The following is a 16,867-nucleotide window of genomic DNA, read 5'->3' on the forward strand; positions in this document are numbered from 1 at the left end:
TGCTCGCGGCGTCCGTCGCCTCCCAAATCGTACTCTCAGTAATATAGACTGCAATCGGCCGGGCGTCAACGTCTCATCAAGAACACAACATAATCCCGGCTGTTCCGCAACGCGGCAAAGCCGCCGAAGAGGGATTCCCTTCCTCGGCGGCATTGAAGATCGATGCCTGCCCGCAAGCGCTGGCCCGGCTAGGCCAGCGCGTTAAGCACATCGTCGATTTTGCGGCTGTGCGCGATGACGCCATAATTCATCCACGCCCAGAAGTCGACCTCATAGACGCGCCGGTTCCGCACGGCCGGAAGCTTGCGCCACACCGATGAATCCAATAGATCCCTTTCCTCTCCGGGCGCTTCGGAATGGCGCTTGTCGAAGGTGATGAACAGATGGTCGGCATCGAGCCTCGCAAGCCATTCAACAGTCAGGGCAGCCTTCCGCGTCCGGCTCGCCAACTGACGCACCAGAGGATGCGGCGTCAAGCCGAGGTCGCGGTACAGAACCGGGCCCGTATACCCAAGCTCAGGACCCCCGTACAAGCTGACGCCCGCAGCCGAGATTCGGAGACACGCGACAGTTCCATTCCGGACGGTGCGCTGCAGCCGGCTTCTCGCCTCTCCTGCCTTGCTCTCATACTTCGCAATAATGTTATCGACCAGATCCGTCTTCCCCAGCAGGACCGACGCCATGCGCAGCGTCGTGCGCCAGTCTTCGCCGGGATGATCCAGCGAATGCACCGGCGCCAAGCCGCCGAACCGTTCCCCTTGAATCCACCGGCTGAAGCCTTCATCGAGCAGGATGATATCGGGTTGGCAGCGGATGAGAGCCCCGATATCGCCTTCCGCGACATCGAAGACCGGCACATGGCCGATCCCTAGATACTCCTGCTGTCCCCACCCGGGATGGGTGCCCTGCATGACGGGGGTCATGCCCAGAGCCACCACGAAATCTTCGAGGAACGGGGCAAAGACGCGAGGCTGCTCGCGATGATTGCGCCGGTAATGCCCAGGCGAGATCCCGACCTCCTGCCGGAATCGGCGGCTGAAATAATATTCATTATTGAAGCCGACATGCTGTCCGATCTCATAGAGCCGATCATTCGTCGTCACCAGCAAGTGTTTCGCCCGTTCGATTCGGATTTTATTCACATACTCAAGCGGGGTAAGACCCGTCATTCTTTTAAATAAGCTGGTATATTTCCAGCGCGCGACCGCCGCCTGCTCCGCCAGCTGCTCTACAGTCAACCGCTCCGTATAATGCTGCTCGATATGCAAAATCGATTTGCGGACGGCATCGGCCTGGCTTGTCCCGCCCGCGGCCGCCTGATTCTGCCCCAGGATGAACCTCAGCAATTGCTGGAACCGGATATGGTTGTCGAAGACCGCCATCGCATCGCTGTCATGCCGCCATCGATAAATGGCTTCCACATGCTCGATACACTGCGAGAACGGATGGCATAATACCTCCCCTCGGCAAGGGAACGGCTCGCCCGCCCCAGGCGGTTCGTTCGTCCCATCGGCAATATCCGTCCGCAATGCGTCGAAGGCCAAGCGGTAACAGCACAAGCCGGCATCCCCGGACACAACGGCGGAGGCCGCGCCGGGAGGCGTGCTGTAGCATTTCCCCTGTTCGAGGCGGAATACCGTCCCGGCCATGTCGATTTTTCCGCTGCCTCTGGTGACGACCCACAGCGAATAAAAACCGTGTTGTTCTTGCTTTGCGTGGCCATTCGCGGCAAGCATGCAGTACCGAATGTCCTTCATTACATATACCCAGGCTGGGCGAGCCGATGATTCGGCTGAATTCCCCTTCATTCCTTATCCCCCTGAACCGATCTGACAAGATGGAAAAAGAAAGCCAATCAGCGCGAGGGCTGAATAGCTTTCCATGACGAATTAGAGCAACCCGCTTACTTCACTTCACTTCACGAACCATTGCAAAAGATCGTCCATTTTCTTCATGTTGGCCGTTATCGCGCCGGACTGCCAATGGGTTCGCTCCGCCTTGTACACCTGTCTCTTCTGAACGGCCGGGAGCGACTTCCATAAGGGACTGTCCAGCAATTGCCCGGCTTCCGTGTTCTCCTCCGTTGACCAGGAGCCGTTCGAAGGGAAGATAATAATATGATCCGCATCGAGTTCCGGCAGCTTCTCCTCGGAGAGAATCGCATGATAACCGGTCATATCCCGCGCGAACGGATGCGGGGTAAGCCCCATATCCCGGTAAATGGTGCCGCTATACCGGTTATTGACGCCGAATCAAGCCATCGTCTTGTCCCCGACATTCAGGCGGATGACGGCAACCGTCTCCCCTTTGGCGGCCTGGGACAGCTTCTCCTTGGCATCGGCTATTTTTTCTTTGTACTGCGCGACGGCGCTCTCGCCTTTGTCCGGAAGTCCAAGCAAATCTCCGATTGTGGTCAATACTTTGGCGGGGTCAGCCAAGATTTCTTCCTTCAGCCGGTAAGTCGGGGCGATTTTGGAATACATCTCATACTTGGCCGCATCGACGCCCCCGTCCCGATGATTACATCGGGATTCGCTTCCAGCAGCGCCTCGATGCTGCCCGTAATATCGAACAGCGGCACGTCCAACCCGAGATAATCCTGCTTCCCCCAGCTCGGATGATACCACTGCACGATCGGCTTCATGCCGAGCGCCATCATATAATCCTCCACATAGATGCCCGCCACCCGCTGCGGATGGGCCGGAATCTTCACCTCCCCGAATTCGTCCGTCACCGTTCGCATGCGGCCCGCTTCGCTCTCCGCCCCGGCGGCTGGCTTATCCTGGCTCTCCGCCGGCCGCGCCGTAGATTTCCTTGAAGCCGGTCTTCAGTTTGTAGTCGTTCAGCCCGATAAGCCGCGACAGATCGAGCAGCGACGGCGGCTCCGCCAACCGCTCCTGCAGAATATCCCTCGCTTCCCGGATTCTCAGCATATCGGTTCGCCCCAGCCTGGAGCGTCCCGGCCGGCCATCCGCCAGGAAGGATCGGAAGGACATCGCCAGCAGCTCCAAGACACTGCATTCGATCTCGCTATTGGTCGCCCTGCCGTTCCGGACATGTTCCATCAGCCGCTTCAGGATGACCGTCGCGGCGGGAAGCGTCGCCTCCTGGAAGCTCCGGAAGGAGCGCCAGCCCATGATCTGTGCAAAGTCGACGCTTCTTGTCCCGTCCGCCGCCTCCATGAAAGGATGAAAGCTGGTCACAGGAATCCCGACGCTTATCACCGAGAACGGTTCCTTCCCGCCGAATTCGAAGCAGTAATCTGCCTGGGTAATGAATCGGAGCGAGCACATCCCCGGGACCATGCTGTATTCCTCGCCGTCGACGCGAATGCCGCGCGCCTCCGGTCCGCATTTATAATGATAATCATTCTCATTTATTATAACGAATTCCTGCATTTCTGGCTATCTATACATGAAAATTAGTGCAATTTTTATTGTTCAAAGGAGCAATTTGCCCGGCGTATACGTACGAATGCGGTTCCGAGAAGACACTCCGGTCTCAATCAGGCTAAATATTAATGCGGTTTAATTAATAAAAATTATAGCCTGAGAATTTGTAAAAAAATATTCAATTCACACACGTTCTTCTTTTTCCTATATGATAGGGATATACAATTTTCCTTATTTTTCTACCTCGCTCGAGCTTCTGTTTCGACGTCTTTCATTTGACCCGCTTTACCTGTTCACCGCTTCGCCGTTTGCCGTTTTAGCCTATTCCGTTGTCCGCTGTTCTTCGGTCTGCCGCAACGCAATGATTCGGTATAAGCTCTATTATCATAGAGTTTATATAATAATAGTCCATAGAAAGGAGAGGATGCCCGGTCTCCCGTCGGATCCTGCAACGTACTGGCAATCTATTAAGGAAGGAGGGTGCGTAGTAAAGTTAAAGGGGTTCAATTCTTGACGAAACGCCGAAATCCAATCCAAAATCGAAGGAGGAAATCATATGAATCAGCTGCGCCTGTCGAATCCATTTCTGTCCAGGCTGCTTCTTACCTGCGGAGTCATGCTGGCCGCCGTCGTCTGTATGGTGCTCTTCGCCGATAAAGCGTTCGGGCACGGCTATGTCGAAGGTCCGGCGAGCCGGGCCGCCTTGTGCAAATCCGGCCAGAACCAGGATTGCGGAGCGATCATCTGGGAGCCGCAAAGTCTGGAAGCTCCGAAGGGCTTCCCGAATGCAGGTCCGGCCGACGGCAAGATTGCCAGCGCCAACGGCGCTTTCCCGAAGCTTGATGAGCAATCGGCTACCCGTTGGGCCAAGGTCAACATTTCGAGCGGACAAAATACGTTCAACTGGAAATTGACCGCCCCCCATGCTACCTCCAGCTGGAAATACTACATCACGAAGCCCGGCTGGAACCCGAATGCCGCGCTTACTCGCGATTCATTCGTCCTGACTCCATTCTGCTCCGTGGACTATAAGGGAGCGCGCCCGCCGTTCACCTACTCGGATACATGCAATGTTCCGGAGCGTACGGGCTACCACGTGATCCTCGCCGTCTGGGAGATTGCCGACACGGCCAATGCCTTCTATAACGTCATCGACGTCAACTTCAGCGGCACCAATCCTGGCGACACCGAGGCGCCGGCCGCGCCGACCGGCCTTGCCGTAACGGGAACGACCGCCACGAGCGTGTCGCTCTCATGGAACGCCTCTTCGGACAACGTAGGCGTGACAGGCTACCGCATCTATAACGGCAGTTCGTTGGCTGCCTCCGTCTCTGGCGCCACATTGAGCTATACGTTGAGCGGGCTCACCTCGAACACCGCCTATACGTTCTCGGTTCGGGCGGTGGATGCCGCGGGCAACGTATCGGCGGCAAGCAATACCGTAAGCGTGACGACTCCGGCCGTGCCTGTTGATACGGAAGCGCCGACCGCGCCGACGGGCCTGCATGTCATGGGAACGCCGACATCCTCCAGCGTCTCGCTGATGTGGAACCCGTCCACGGACAACGTCGGCGTGACAGGGTACCGCATCTACAGCGGCGGCACGCTCGTGGCGACGGTATCCGGCAGCACGACGGACTATGTCGTGACCGGCTTGAGCGCCAATACGGAGTATACGTTCACCGTGCGGGCGTTCGACGCTGCCGGCAATGTATCCGCGGACAGCAATGCCGTAACGGCGAAGACTGCCGACGGCCCGGCCATTGCCGCCTGGGCGCCGAATACCGCCTATGCGGCCGGCGATCAAGTGACATATAACGGGTCGGTCTATGAGTGCAGACAGCCGCATACTTCGCTGAACGGATGGGAGCCGCCGAACGTTCCCGCGTTGTGGACGCTGAAATAATCCGCGAGTCCCCGCAACATGTAAATCGCCCCCTGCTTGGCTTTCCTGGCCAAGTGGAGGGCGATCTTTCTCATGTTCTGCGCAGCGCCAGCGGTCACAGCTGCAAATAAAGCCGGTACAGCATCCGGGCAGCTTCCCCGCGCGTGACCGCCTCGCGGGCTCTAATCCGTTGATCGGAGGGAACATCGATCAAGCGCTGCTTCACAGCCAAGGACATCGTCGGCTTGGCCCAATTGGATATCGTTTCTTTGTCCACGAATTGGTTCAGGTACTTCTCCGGATTCGCGGGGTAAAAATAATGTTTCTTTTCATGCAGGGATCTTGCGCCGATGGCGGTCATTTCTTCCCGGGATATCGTATGATCCGGCTTAAACGTGCCGTCTGGATAACCTTGGACAATATGCTTTTTTTCGGATGAAGCGATGTATGGATGATGCCATTGCGGCGGATGAACGTCTGAGAAACTTTCTGTCGCCGTTTCATCCAAAGCGTAAAAAGCTCTTACAAGCATGGCCGTGAACTCTGCGCGGGTGAGCAGAGAATCAGGTTCAAACTTGCCCTTGTCCTTCCCTTTAACGATTCCTTTGGAGGCCAGAAACTGTATCGCTTGCTTTAGCTCTGGATCCCGATCGTCAACATCCGGGAATGATCTGGAATTCTCGTCCACGAAATACGTTCCGGAACGGTTGATTTCCGCCTCCATGCCGTTTTTGGACGGATTGTACTTCCCGCCGATCGGCTGCGCTTTTTTCCCATTCGTATAGAACATGCTGGCATGTGTCGCGTCTGTCTCATTTGCAGGAAGAATCAGCTTGATGTTGCTTGGCACGTTCGCAAGATCCCGCCCTTGTTCATCTTCAAATTGTATGCGGTATCCGCCGTTATTTTCTTTGACCAGACGAATCACGATTACCTGGAGCGAATGGAACAGGCGATCCGCGGTCGCAACATTCAGCACGATCGTCGCATCCCCTGCATGAACGGTAATATAATCGACATCGTTCCGACCGGCTAAGCCATCCTTATACAGCTTGAACATATATTCATTTTGTGTGGGCAAAGACAGAAGTTCCGCATTCACGATCAGCTCTCTCGCAGGAACAATCTTATTTTCTGACAGCGCCTGCTTTACCGCGGACTTCGCCTTTGACGCATTGCCTGCTAAGCGGTCAATTAATTCGGGTGTTATGACGAGCTGACCGTTAACAGGAATCGGCTTTTCGCTGCTTGCGGCTGTGATCACAAGCTCTCCTGCTTGCGTCAGTCCTTCCACGATAACCGAATTCTGCTTGTCTGCGTCAGGAATGGACCGGACGGCAGTGACATACGTATCGGACAGCATGCTGCCGTCCGCGACATACAACAATAAGTAAGTGGTCTCATCCGGTAACCCGGCCCTGGTTGCCGTTGCCCGCACCATGGTTTGTCCGGCTTTATTCGCGGTTATGACCGGTATGCCATTCACGTTCGCTAAGGTTCCTATGCTCGGATCGTCAATGGTGTACGTTATTTTGGTCCCGGGAAGCACATTGTTTGCGGTAATGAACTGTTGTCCGCCAGGCTGCAGCATCGTAAGAAACGGATAAAGGCTGACTTCCGGTAAAGGCCGTATCACAGGCTGGGCTTTTGTCTCAGGACGATCACGAGTTGGTTTGTCTGTTGACCCAAAACGATCGCGAGTTGGTTTGTCTGCTGTCCCAGGACGATCGCCAGTTGGTTTGTTTGCTGTCCCAGAACGATCGCCAGTTGATTTGTTTCCTTTTCCAGAGCGATGGCCAGATGCCGATTCTGTCGTGAACACAACAAGCTTCGGCAAGGCAGAAACACTGTCTTCCCAGGCCCACAAGGTCTGATCCTTTTTCAATACATAATTTTTAAATACATATTTCCCCTTTTGTCTCCCCTTGTCCTTATGGTGTACGGAAGCAATATTCGAAAGCCCGGGGAACACTCGGCCGTTGTCTATTGACCAGAGTTTATCGTCCTTTCGCAAAGCATAAGTAGTATCGATATTCGAATCTGCCGGCTGTGAGCTAAATTGAACAATACCCCGCGTGCCTGTTGCTTTATGTAACCGGATGGGTATACTTTCGGGTTCGTACATTGGCCAAGACCAGACCGTGCCATCTTTCTTATAGGCATAGTTTGTCAAACCGCCCATCTCTATGTTGACGATATCTGCAAGCCCTTTAATCTGCTTTGGACCTTCGTAATGAAATTGGTTTTGCGGCCAGTACATGTAGGCCTCCCATTGCCATACCGAACCGTCTTTTTTAACCGCGTATACGTGACGGTCCGCAGATTTTATGGATACGACATCATCAAGCAGCTTGTATTGAGCCGTCGACGAACCTTTTCCTAATCGGCCTACCCAACACCAAACCGAACCGTCTGACTTTAATACAAATAAGGTCTTGAATTTTTGGTATCTGCTGGAATAATCGGCGACGAGTGAAGTTACGTGATTCAAATCTTTGATAGGCTTCGGAGCAGTCCTGGAACTATCTCTAAGATAGGTGTTGTTCCTAGCATCCCAAAACCATACGGTTCCGTCTTTTTTTAGCGCAGCGTAGTTCGTCATTAATCTACTTTCCCCGTCGTTGCCCTCGAACGAGAACTGTTTCACATCCTGCAAGCCCGGAATTTGAATCAGCCTGGCTTTATAGAATGGATCGGATTCATGAAGAGGATAACCGAAGATATCCCAATACCATACGGTTCCGTCTTTTTTTGCCAGAAGTATATTCCCGTCAAGAATGTCGAAATCCTCTCCGATACGTGTATATGCCTGCTCGCTAACGGCACTTATGTCATTCCCCTTGGCTAGTGCTAAACCTGAATGAGACGTGAGGATTAACATAAGGCTTAACAGCGCTGCCATCAATCGTTTCATTGTCGCCCTCCACTAGAAATTATCTTTTGAATCTCAATGTTCTGCCTTCCGGGTTCCCAACAGTAAAACGATTGCCTGACTTTCTTTTTCAATTTGGTTTCCCTCTCTTTTTTCTATTCTTTCTCATAATCCTTTCATCGGTTAAAAAGAGTTTCGATTTCACTTTCGCCAAATATTTCATAATATAATCACTTTCCGGGGTCAATAGACCTCATAGCTTTGTCCCGTCTGCGCCCCCTCCGCGCTCTTCCGGTACGCCAGCGCAACCCGCCGCGCGGGAACGGGATCGAAGCCGGGGAAGAACGCCCCATAGACATCCATGGATTCCTGCAGCACATTCGGGCTGACGCTGTTGATGCGGATGCCTCGCGGCATTTCGATAGCCGCCGCCTTGACGAACGCTTGGACGCCGCCGTTGGCCAGGGCGGCCGAGGCCCCTTGAAGAATCGGATCATCCATCATGATGCCCGTCGTCAAGGTGAAGCTGCCGCGGTCGCGAACATAGGGGTGACCGAGAAGCACCAGATTCACCTGCCCCTTGAGCTTGCTCCCGATCGACAACTCGTTCTGTTCGGGCGTCATGTCCGCCAGCGGGCCGAAATACGCGCTTCCGGCCGCGCTGACGACCGCATCCACTTCGCCCGTCGCCTTATACATCGCCAGGATGCTGTCCGTGTCGGTAATATCCACTTGCACATCCGGCCCTCGTCTCCCCGCGCGGATGATGTCATGACGGGCTTCCAGTTCGGCCGCAACAGCGCGCCCGATCGTGCCGCTCGCCCCAACAATCAAGATTTTCATGTCGCTGCCCCTTTCCTTTGCAAAAATATGTACTCCGTCTATTCCTATTGTATCCTGCCGGGGATGCGGAGAACCACGGCAGCCGGCTCACCCCTGGACCTGCTTTAACATGTTCGCAAAATACGAAAAGTTCTGAAAGCCAACGTAATGACCACGATGGTGATCTTCTGCTAACAGGATGGCGACTTGGGGAGAAATGTTGTCAGGGGAAGCCGATGTTGTTCATTGGAAAATTTGCGGTGAAATCAGGAGGGAATCCAGGCTGAGAACCGCCATCCGGGGCTGCGGTTGCACACAGGTACGCCAGGAGAAGAAACGTCTCACCCGTGCTGTCGCATGCAGCCGGATGAGACGCTAAAGCGTTCCGTTATTCTCCTGTGCGGGCGCGATCTCCGTCGAAGGCGGAGCCGGAATGGACCACAGCCTGGCTGCCCTCGTGAACCGAGCTGCCGGACGACTTCTCCTGCCCTCCCACATTGAGCCCGATGACGCCCAGTATAATGAGCAGAATCGAGACGCCTTTCATCAAGGACATCGACTCCTGGAACACGAGGTAGCCGATGACCGCGATCGCGGCCGTGCCAAGACCCGACCAGATCGCGTAGGCGACGCTGACCGGCACCTGCTTCAACGACAAGTTCAAGCTCGAGAACGCCAGGATATAAAAAACAATCATCAAGACGGAAGGCCACAGCCTGGTAAATCCTTGCGACAGCTTCATCGAGACGGTGCCGGCTACTTCAAGCGCAATGGCGAAGAACAAATAGACCCAATGCATGATGCTCACTCCTTTTTTCCACATGGCCATGGCCCTCGCGAACTCCACGGTAATAATGGAACTATAATATATTTTCCGGTACCATTTAGGCAGTATATTATGCGGGTAATCCCGCTGTCAACCGGAAGTTGCCGTCATTGGCTGCAAATCGATGTCATCCTTCAGACGCTGGCGAACGTCGACAGGGCATGCAGCCTCTGCGCCAATGGAAAAAGCGTGAAAAACAGCTGCCCCTGCTGTCTGCGGACAGCCGCTTCCACGCTGCGCTATTCCCTCTTCTCGATGTGAAGCAGACGGCCACGGTCCTCTGGCATGTCCCGCTCCCGTTACTCCTCGAACAGCTTCTCTCCCCGATACAGACGCCACGCGATTCGCGCTGTATGCGGCAGCTCCCGCGCCGTCGGCGAATGCGCGGCCAGATAACGCGTCAAGGCAAGCAGCATCGTCTGCTTGGCCTGTGCAGCCAGCGGGCCGCTCTCGTTCTCCCAGCGTTCATACTCCGCGCTGGCCGCCTCGTACATCTGGTACGAATGGAATTCCGCGTCCTCTCTTAACAAGGCATGGCCGAGCGTGTTGAACAAGGCATCGATGTCCCCGTCTTGGCGCAAATACTGGGCTAGCCACTCGCCGGCTTCCGCCACCTGCTGCTGCCGATCGAACAGCTTGAGCAGCCAGCCCGGATCGGTCGAATTCGGATTCGCTTCCGCGTGCTCTCCGCTAGGCCGGCGGGCGGCCGGAACGTTAAGGAAGCGATCCAGGTAGACGGTGACGGCGGCGTAATAGATGGCCCGCACCGTGAAGACGTTGGCGCTCCGCCGCAGCGTCTCATGGACGGCATGCGCATGCGTGAACGTATGCAGCACCGTAATCCAATCCCCGAACTCGTTCTGGGTATGGAAGCGGGTGATCCGCTCCGCCGCTGCGAGAGCGACGAGTTGGGCCAGCCGCACGGGAGAGCGTCCGGCAAGCAGCGCATTCGTAAGCGCCTCGATCGTCTGCAGCGGCTGCTCGCCCAGAAGCAAGGCCAGAAGCTGCTGTTCCTCTTCTTCGGCCTGCTGCGCCATGCCCCCGGTCGAAGCAGGCGTCTCCGCTGCGGGCCAGGTCAATCCCTCCAGCTCCCGGAAGGCTTTCCGCAGCGGATCGACGAGATTGACCGGCGATTGCCAATGCTGCAGCTCCTCGCTGCGGGTGGCCCGGGCCGGAAGCGGCACGAGCGAGCTGAGGACGCGCACGGTGGAATCGCTGCCGATATGCTGCAGCATTTCGAACGCCTTGTTATGGAAATCAAGCGTATGTCCCCCGTCCATATAGAAGTGATCGGTAACCGCTGTCATCATCATCGACATGAGCTCGTTCGGCTCCATGCCGCTGGCAATCGCGCTAGCCAGCACCCGTTCTGCGCCGCGGATATCGCGAACTTCAATGCATCTCCTGTACCAGGCTGACAGATGCTCTGTCGCCTGCTGCTCCGTCTCCGGCAGCGGCTGCTGCAGGAAGCGCGCCGGCTGTCCGGCGCAGTCCCGCGCCACCCGGGCAAGGCCGTGATACAGGGCAAGAATGCGCCCGTATTTGTCCAGCTTCGGCAGCACGTTCACCATCGCCGCCAAGATGGTCAGCCCCGAGCTCCAGCCGGCAGAACGGTATGTCGTCCCGAATTCGACGCCCACCCTGGCGATGTCCGCCGCAGGCACGCCCGACTCGACAAGCGCGACGACGCTCTTCGCAATCACGAGGGACAGGTTCTGCTCCATCCCCTCCCGCAGGCGCCTAAGCTGCTTCTCCACGCTGCTCGCGGCCTGGGGCCTCGGATCAACCCATACGCTTCCCTGCTCGACCTTGACCCGGTGCACAGGCACATCGTCAGCCCAAGGATCAAGCGTGCCGCCGCTGCATACGTCGAACCGGGCATGATGCCAGTGGCAGGTCAGAATGCCTTCGCAGAGACTGCCCATATGAAGCGGAAATCCCATGTGCGGGCAGCGGTTGTCCACGGCATACACTTCATCGGCATGCACGAACACCGCAATGCCGCCCTTAATGACTTTGGCTCCCTGTTCCTGAAGCTCTTCCCATGTTCCCGCATGTATCCAGTCCGTCATCAATCATCCCTCCTCTGTTCAGTCTACTCTCTCAGCGTTAAGAAATTGCCCTTGATTTGCGGCAGCTTGCCGCGATGAACGCGCTCGCTGCCTTATCTCCTCCTTTCCTTACTCGACATAATAAATATGCCGGGATGGCAGCTCCAGGCAGTTGAGCCGACCTCCGTATACGCAGCCGCCGTCAATGCCGATAATCGAATTGGCTCCAAAATAAACCTCGTCCGAACCATGCAGCAGCTTCGCGGGGGAATGACCGAATATGACCGTCTTCGGGCCGCTGTAGCCCTTATGAAATTCCCCGCGTATCCAGAGCAGCTTATGCGGATCGCAAGCCGCCAACGGCATCCCCGGCTCCACTCCGGCATGGACGAATATATACTCATCCGTCTCATAATAGTAGGGCAGCTTGTCCACGAATGAGATGACATCCAGCAATTCACCGGTCCAGCGAATGGCCGCCGGCCGCCCTGTTGCTTCATCCTCCGCATAGCCGTAGCTCAGCAGCGTCTGCTTTGCCCCGTTGCGGAACCAGCGCTCGACCGCCTTTTCCTTATTGCGGTACGCGTCAAGCATCATTTTCTCATGATTGCCCATCAAGACGATGGCCCCCACTTGCTGCAGTTCCCGCACCTTGGCGATCACTTCTCTTGAATGCGGGCCACGATCAATATAATCGCCCAGCAGCAAAAGCTGATCGCGATTCGCGTCATAACAGGCCATCTCCAGCAGCCGCTCGAACTTCACCAGTTCTCCATGAATATCGCTAATGACAAGCATTCGCTCCATCGTATCGATCCCTTCTTTCTCTTCCCATCGTACCATGAGCGAATATTTCGTATCCAGCCCCTGATCCAGCCTTGCCTGCATCCTAAATCTCCGTTCTTATTCATTGGCTTGTCCCGGATTACGGCTCGGCTCTTCTAAGGAGAACTCTGTCTTCGACCTGCTTACTGGTGAAGCAGCGCGCCGACCTGCGGCTGCATGCTGCCGTGCCGGTATCTCGCCTTCTGGACGAGCACAATGTATTTGTCAAGCCGCTGGCTTTCCCGGATTGTTCTTTCATTCAGCAGATCATTATTTTCCATCGCCAGACGGACCATTCGCGTTCGGATCTGTTCGATTTTGCACATCAGATCTTGTAAATCCGTCTCTTCCGCTTCCGGCTCCAGCCTGCTCACCATCCATTCTCCACCAGGAGCCGACAGCTCATTTCGATGAAGGATCGCTTCCCGTCCCGCCATTCTGCAGGAACCGCCCTTATTCACGTCTTCCATCGCCTACTATTGCCCTCCCTCAAGCAACATGACTTGACAATTCCAATTATAGTTAAAAAAAGTAAAAATGCCGTCGAATCATCACTTTTCATATGAGCCATAAAAAGACACTTCCCAGCAGGGAAGTGCCCAGCCATCCTTTTCAAGCTTGCTTGCCTTGAAAACGTCGTAACTTGCGATCTGCCTCCTGACAATCGAGTGAATGATTCGGCATTTTGCGACATTATTTGTTCAATTTTATACATTTTTCCTTTTTATACTTTATAGTATCATTATTTCATTCCGCTGTAAATGACATTTTTCCATAAAATTCATTCCTTATGCTGAGATTTGAAAGTATTATAGAGTATGTCAATTACAAGATTTCCTTGCTACCATCGATTTGACAGAAAGGGGTTATATTCCGTACCCATGAATTCAGACATCATCATCACGCTTATCATCTTGGCCATGGCCGCAATTCTCTTCATGACGGGAAAGATCCGATCGGATCTGGTCGCCATCTGCTCCTTGATCCTGCTTGTCCTGCTTGGAATATTGACGCCGAACGAAGCGTTGTCCGGCTTTTCCAATTCCGTCGTCATCATGATGATCGGCTTGTTCATCGTCGGAGGCGGGATATTCCAGACGGGGCTCGCCAAAGTGGCCAGCGGCAAGATGCTTCAACTCGCAGGCCACAGCGAGACGCGCCTGTTGATGACCGTTATCCTGGCGACCTCGCTGATCGGCGCCTTCGTCAGCAATACCGGCACCGTCGCCGTCATGCTGCCCATCGTCGTCAGTCTGGCTGCCAGCGCCAACATCAGCCCGGGACGCCTGTTGATGCCGATTGCGTTCGCGAGCAGCATGGGCGGCATGCTGACCTTAATCGGGACGCCGCCCAACCTGGTCATCAGCGAGACGCTCGCCCAAGCGGGATTCGATGAACTGTCCTTCTTCTCCTTCACGCCAATCGGAATCGTATGCCTCCTCCTTGGCACCGGTTTTTTGCTCCTTCTGAGCAGGTTGCTTCCGAAGGGAGAAGGCGAAGGCCGCGGCCGGCGGAACGGGCGATCGCTGCATGAGCTTGCCCGCCAGTATCAGCTGTCTCAGAATCTGTACCGCGTGCAAGCCGGGGAGGAAGCGACGATTGTGTCCCGTTCCCTCCAGGAGCTCGATATTCCGAACCGTTATCAGGTTCATATTATCGAGATTCGCCGCCGGACATCGAACAAGAACCCGTTCTTCAAGACGATCAATCAAGAGATAGCCGGCCCGGCGACCGTCATTCAGGACCGAGATATTTTGTATGTATACGGTCCATTCGAGCGCGTGCAAGACTTCGCCGAAGCATGCGGGCTTCAACTGCTTGACCGTCAGACCGCCGAGATCGATCAAGCCGCCGAGCCGAATACCGAGCGGTACGCTTCAGATCAGATCGGCATCGCCGAGGTGCTGCTGCCGCCGAATTCCCCGCTGCTCAATCAGCAGGTGAAGCAGTTGGGGTTCCGCGAGAAATATCAGCTCAATATATTGGCGATTCAGCGCAAAGGAGAGTACTTGCTGAATCAGCTCAAAGACGAGAAAATCCGATTCGGGGACGCCCTGCTCGTTCAAGGGACGTGGAAGAGCATCGCCCGGCTCTCAAAGGAAGAGTCGGAAGTCGTCGTCGTCGGCCAGCCGCTGGAGACGGCTGCCGAGATGCCGATGAACCATAAAGCGCCGCTCGCGGCCGGCATCATGCTGTTCATGATCGCGCTGCTCATCCTGGAGATATTTCCGGCCGTCATCTCCGTCATGATCGCGGCCGTCCTTATGGTTGCCACGGGGTGTCTTCGCGGTATGGAGTCCGCCTACAAGACGATTAATTGGGAGAGCATCGTCCTCATTGGCGGCATGATTCCGATGTCGATCGCGATCGAGAAGACAGGCGCGGCTGCCTTGCTGTCGCAGAAGCTCGTGCTGACCCTCGGGAGTATCGGACCGTTCGCCTTGCTCGCAGGCATCTATTTTACGACGTCGCTTCTCACGCTGTTCATCAGCAATACCGCCTGCGCTGTCCTGGTCGCTCCGATCGCGATGACGGCCGCGATGCAGTTGGGCGTCAACCCGCATCCGTATCTGTTCGCCGTCGCGATTGCGGCCAGCATGTGCTTCGCCGTCCCGTTCTCGACCCCGCCCAACGCGTTGGTCATGTCGGCCGGCAAATATTCTTTCATGGACTATATCCGGGTCGGATTGCCGCTTCAGCTGCTGCTTGGCATTGCCATGGTGGCGCTGCTGCCGCTCTTTTTTCCGTTTTAAAATCTAGCAAACGGTCTTTCATTTCGACAATCTTCTATTTTCAGCAGCAAAAAAGGATAAATTGTATGTACGTTCCATCTAAAAGATGATAGAATAAAAATAGAATAGATACGCTAAAAATGGATAAATGGCAAACCCTAGCGAAAGCAGGGGACGCAAAGCCACGGGTCTAAGGCATGCACGCATGCGATGATAGCCGGGTTGCCCTAATTGCGACAGCTGTTGCGTCTTTTTGGCGCCGCCTTTAGGGTGGCGCTTTTTTGATTTCCATGAGCGCCCCCGTCTATCATCTCATTCTAGCGTAGATCCAATTCGATATAGAATGGGGAGATAGCTATGGGTACACATCGATATACGACCGAACACAACCCTGACTCAGCCATAATCAGACAACATACACGAACAGCGAGACGGCATGTATCCGCACTCTTCTGCGCTGTAATGGCTATCGGACTCTTCCTGACCCTTTCACTCGCCACTGCGGAAGCGGACAGCATTCCGGCAGCGGACGGGGCGCTGCGCACCGCTCCAGTAGCCGCCGGAGCCAGCGCGATGAGCGGCACGGAATTCAAGCTTCAAGGCATCTCAATCGGGATGAATGAATCGGAGTTGCTCGGTATTCTCGGAGAACCCGCGCGCAAAGATCTTAGCGAATACAATTTCGAATGGTACATATACAATCAGAATTACCAACGTTATATCCAGGTCGGCGTGCAGCAGGGCAAAGTGGTTGCCCTGTATACGAACGCCCAGGACTGGACGTCCGCGAGCGGAATCGGCTTCGGATCGACGAGGCAAGAAGCAGAAGCCGCTTACGGCTCCCCGCTTGCGAGTGTCAAGAAAGGAAATACGATTTATAAGTTCAAGGACAACGGCGGAGAATACACCATGCATCAGGTCGGCGGTGCGTATGCCACACTGTTTTACGATCTGAGCCGAAAAAATACGGTTACCTCGATCCAGGTTATCGATCAGAACGTCGAGTTGTCGCTCAAAGGCTTTTACGGCAAGCCAAGCGAACGATTGCGGGAAAGCTTTGAGCGCGAAGTGCTGGATTTGACCAATGCCGTCCGGGTTCGCGAAGGTAAAAAACCGCTTGAGTGGAACGACAAGATTGCGGTAACGGCGCGAAAGCATAGCGCAGACATGATGAAGCGCAGCTTCTTCTCGCACGACAATCCCGCTGGCCAGTCTCCATTCGATCGGATGAAGCAAGACGGCATCACTTACAAGGCGGCTGGAGAAAATATTGCCGCCGGACAAACAAGCGCCATCTTCGCCCACGAGAACTGGATGAATTCAAGCGGGCACCGCAAAAACATTTTAGGCGATTTCGAGCGCCTTGGCGTCGGAGTCTCCTTCGGCGGTCCGTATCAAGCTTACTATACACAAAACTTCTTCACGCCGAGCCGCTAGGATTACAAGAAAACCGCCGCCTCTT

Annotated in this window: 11 protein-coding genes, 1 pseudogene and 1 riboswitch; of the genes and pseudogenes, 3 read left to right on the forward strand and 9 right to left on the reverse strand. The window is 55.1% G+C overall.

The features are described from left to right. Positions 1-188: 188 nt before the first annotated feature. The 3 genes and pseudogenes from L6439_RS15005 to L6439_RS15015 all read right to left on the reverse strand — a co-directional run bounded on the left by L6439_RS15005 (position 189) and on the right by L6439_RS15015 (position 3,398). The gene (locus L6439_RS15005) at positions 189-1,808 is read right to left on the reverse strand and encodes a helix-turn-helix domain-containing protein (RefSeq protein WP_213468349.1); all 1,620 of its coding nucleotides are present in this window, start codon (positions 1,806-1,808) and stop codon (positions 189-191) included. Between the two features lie 105 nt (positions 1,809-1,913). After that, positions 1,914-2,791, reverse strand: a pseudogene (locus L6439_RS15010) (ABC transporter substrate-binding protein); the annotation flags it as partial. Continuing rightward, positions 2,778-3,398: a hypothetical protein gene (locus L6439_RS15015; RefSeq protein WP_213468348.1), complete on the reverse strand. Its 621-nt coding sequence runs from the start codon at positions 3,396-3,398 to the stop codon at positions 2,778-2,780. The pseudogene L6439_RS15010 and the gene L6439_RS15015, both read right to left, overlap by 14 nt. Positions 3,399-3,948: 550 nt before the next feature. Between L6439_RS15015 and L6439_RS15020 the strand changes: the two genes are divergently transcribed. Further along, positions 3,949-5,298, forward strand: coding sequence for a lytic polysaccharide monooxygenase (locus tag L6439_RS15020; protein ID WP_168180673.1), 1,350 nt, complete (start codon positions 3,949-3,951; stop codon positions 5,296-5,298). 94 nt (positions 5,299-5,392) lie between these two features. Here the strand turns inward: L6439_RS15020 and L6439_RS15025 are convergent, their stop codons facing one another. From L6439_RS15025 to L6439_RS15050, 6 genes are all read right to left on the reverse strand, one after another. Beyond that, positions 5,393-8,191 carry an S-layer homology domain-containing protein gene (locus tag L6439_RS15025; RefSeq protein ID WP_213468347.1) on the reverse strand — a complete coding sequence of 933 codons (2,799 nt, stop codon included), beginning with the start codon at positions 8,189-8,191 and terminating at the stop codon, positions 5,393-5,395. Positions 8,192-8,392: 201 nt separating this feature from the next. Next, positions 8,393-8,992, reverse strand: coding sequence for a short chain dehydrogenase (locus L6439_RS15030; protein ID WP_213468346.1), 600 nt, complete (start codon positions 8,990-8,992; stop codon positions 8,393-8,395). Between the two features lie 367 nt (positions 8,993-9,359). Continuing rightward, positions 9,360-9,770 carry a DMT family transporter gene (locus tag L6439_RS15035; protein WP_213468345.1) on the reverse strand — a complete coding sequence of 137 codons (411 nt, stop codon included), beginning with the start codon at positions 9,768-9,770 and terminating at the stop codon, positions 9,360-9,362. A 326-nt stretch (positions 9,771-10,096) separates the two neighbouring features. Next, the gene (locus L6439_RS15040) at positions 10,097-11,869 is read right to left on the reverse strand and encodes a Rieske (2Fe-2S) protein (RefSeq protein WP_213468344.1); all 1,773 of its coding nucleotides are present in this window, start codon (positions 11,867-11,869) and stop codon (positions 10,097-10,099) included. A 108-nt stretch (positions 11,870-11,977) separates the two neighbouring features. After that, a complete protein-coding gene (locus L6439_RS15045; RefSeq protein ID WP_213468441.1) occupies positions 11,978-12,655 on the reverse strand; it encodes a metallophosphoesterase family protein in 678 nt (225 codons plus the stop codon). Positions 12,656-12,816: 161 nt separating this feature from the next. Further along, on the reverse strand, positions 12,817-13,143 hold the full coding sequence (locus L6439_RS15050; RefSeq protein WP_213468343.1) for an aspartyl-phosphate phosphatase Spo0E family protein: 327 nt from the start codon (positions 13,141-13,143) through the stop codon (positions 12,817-12,819). A 411-nt stretch (positions 13,144-13,554) separates the two neighbouring features. On the opposite strand from L6439_RS15050, the gene L6439_RS15055 reads away from it, so the two are divergent. Together L6439_RS15055 and L6439_RS15060 are read left to right on the forward strand one after the other, a co-directional pair. Then, positions 13,555-15,426, forward strand: coding sequence for an SLC13 family permease (locus L6439_RS15055; RefSeq protein ID WP_213468342.1), 1,872 nt, complete (start codon positions 13,555-13,557; stop codon positions 15,424-15,426). A gap of 119 nt (positions 15,427-15,545) precedes the next feature. Then, positions 15,546-15,635: riboswitch (cyclic di-GMP riboswitch) on the forward strand. A 127-nt stretch (positions 15,636-15,762) separates the two neighbouring features. After that, on the forward strand, positions 15,763-16,842 hold the full coding sequence (locus L6439_RS15060; protein ID WP_237096485.1) for a CAP domain-containing protein: 1,080 nt from the start codon (positions 15,763-15,765) through the stop codon (positions 16,840-16,842). Positions 16,843-16,867: the final 25 nt, after the last annotated feature.

Origin of the sequence: Paenibacillus dendritiformis, from assembly GCF_021654795.1 — a bacterium.
Taxonomy (GTDB): domain Bacteria; phylum Bacillota; class Bacilli; order Paenibacillales; family Paenibacillaceae; genus Paenibacillus_B.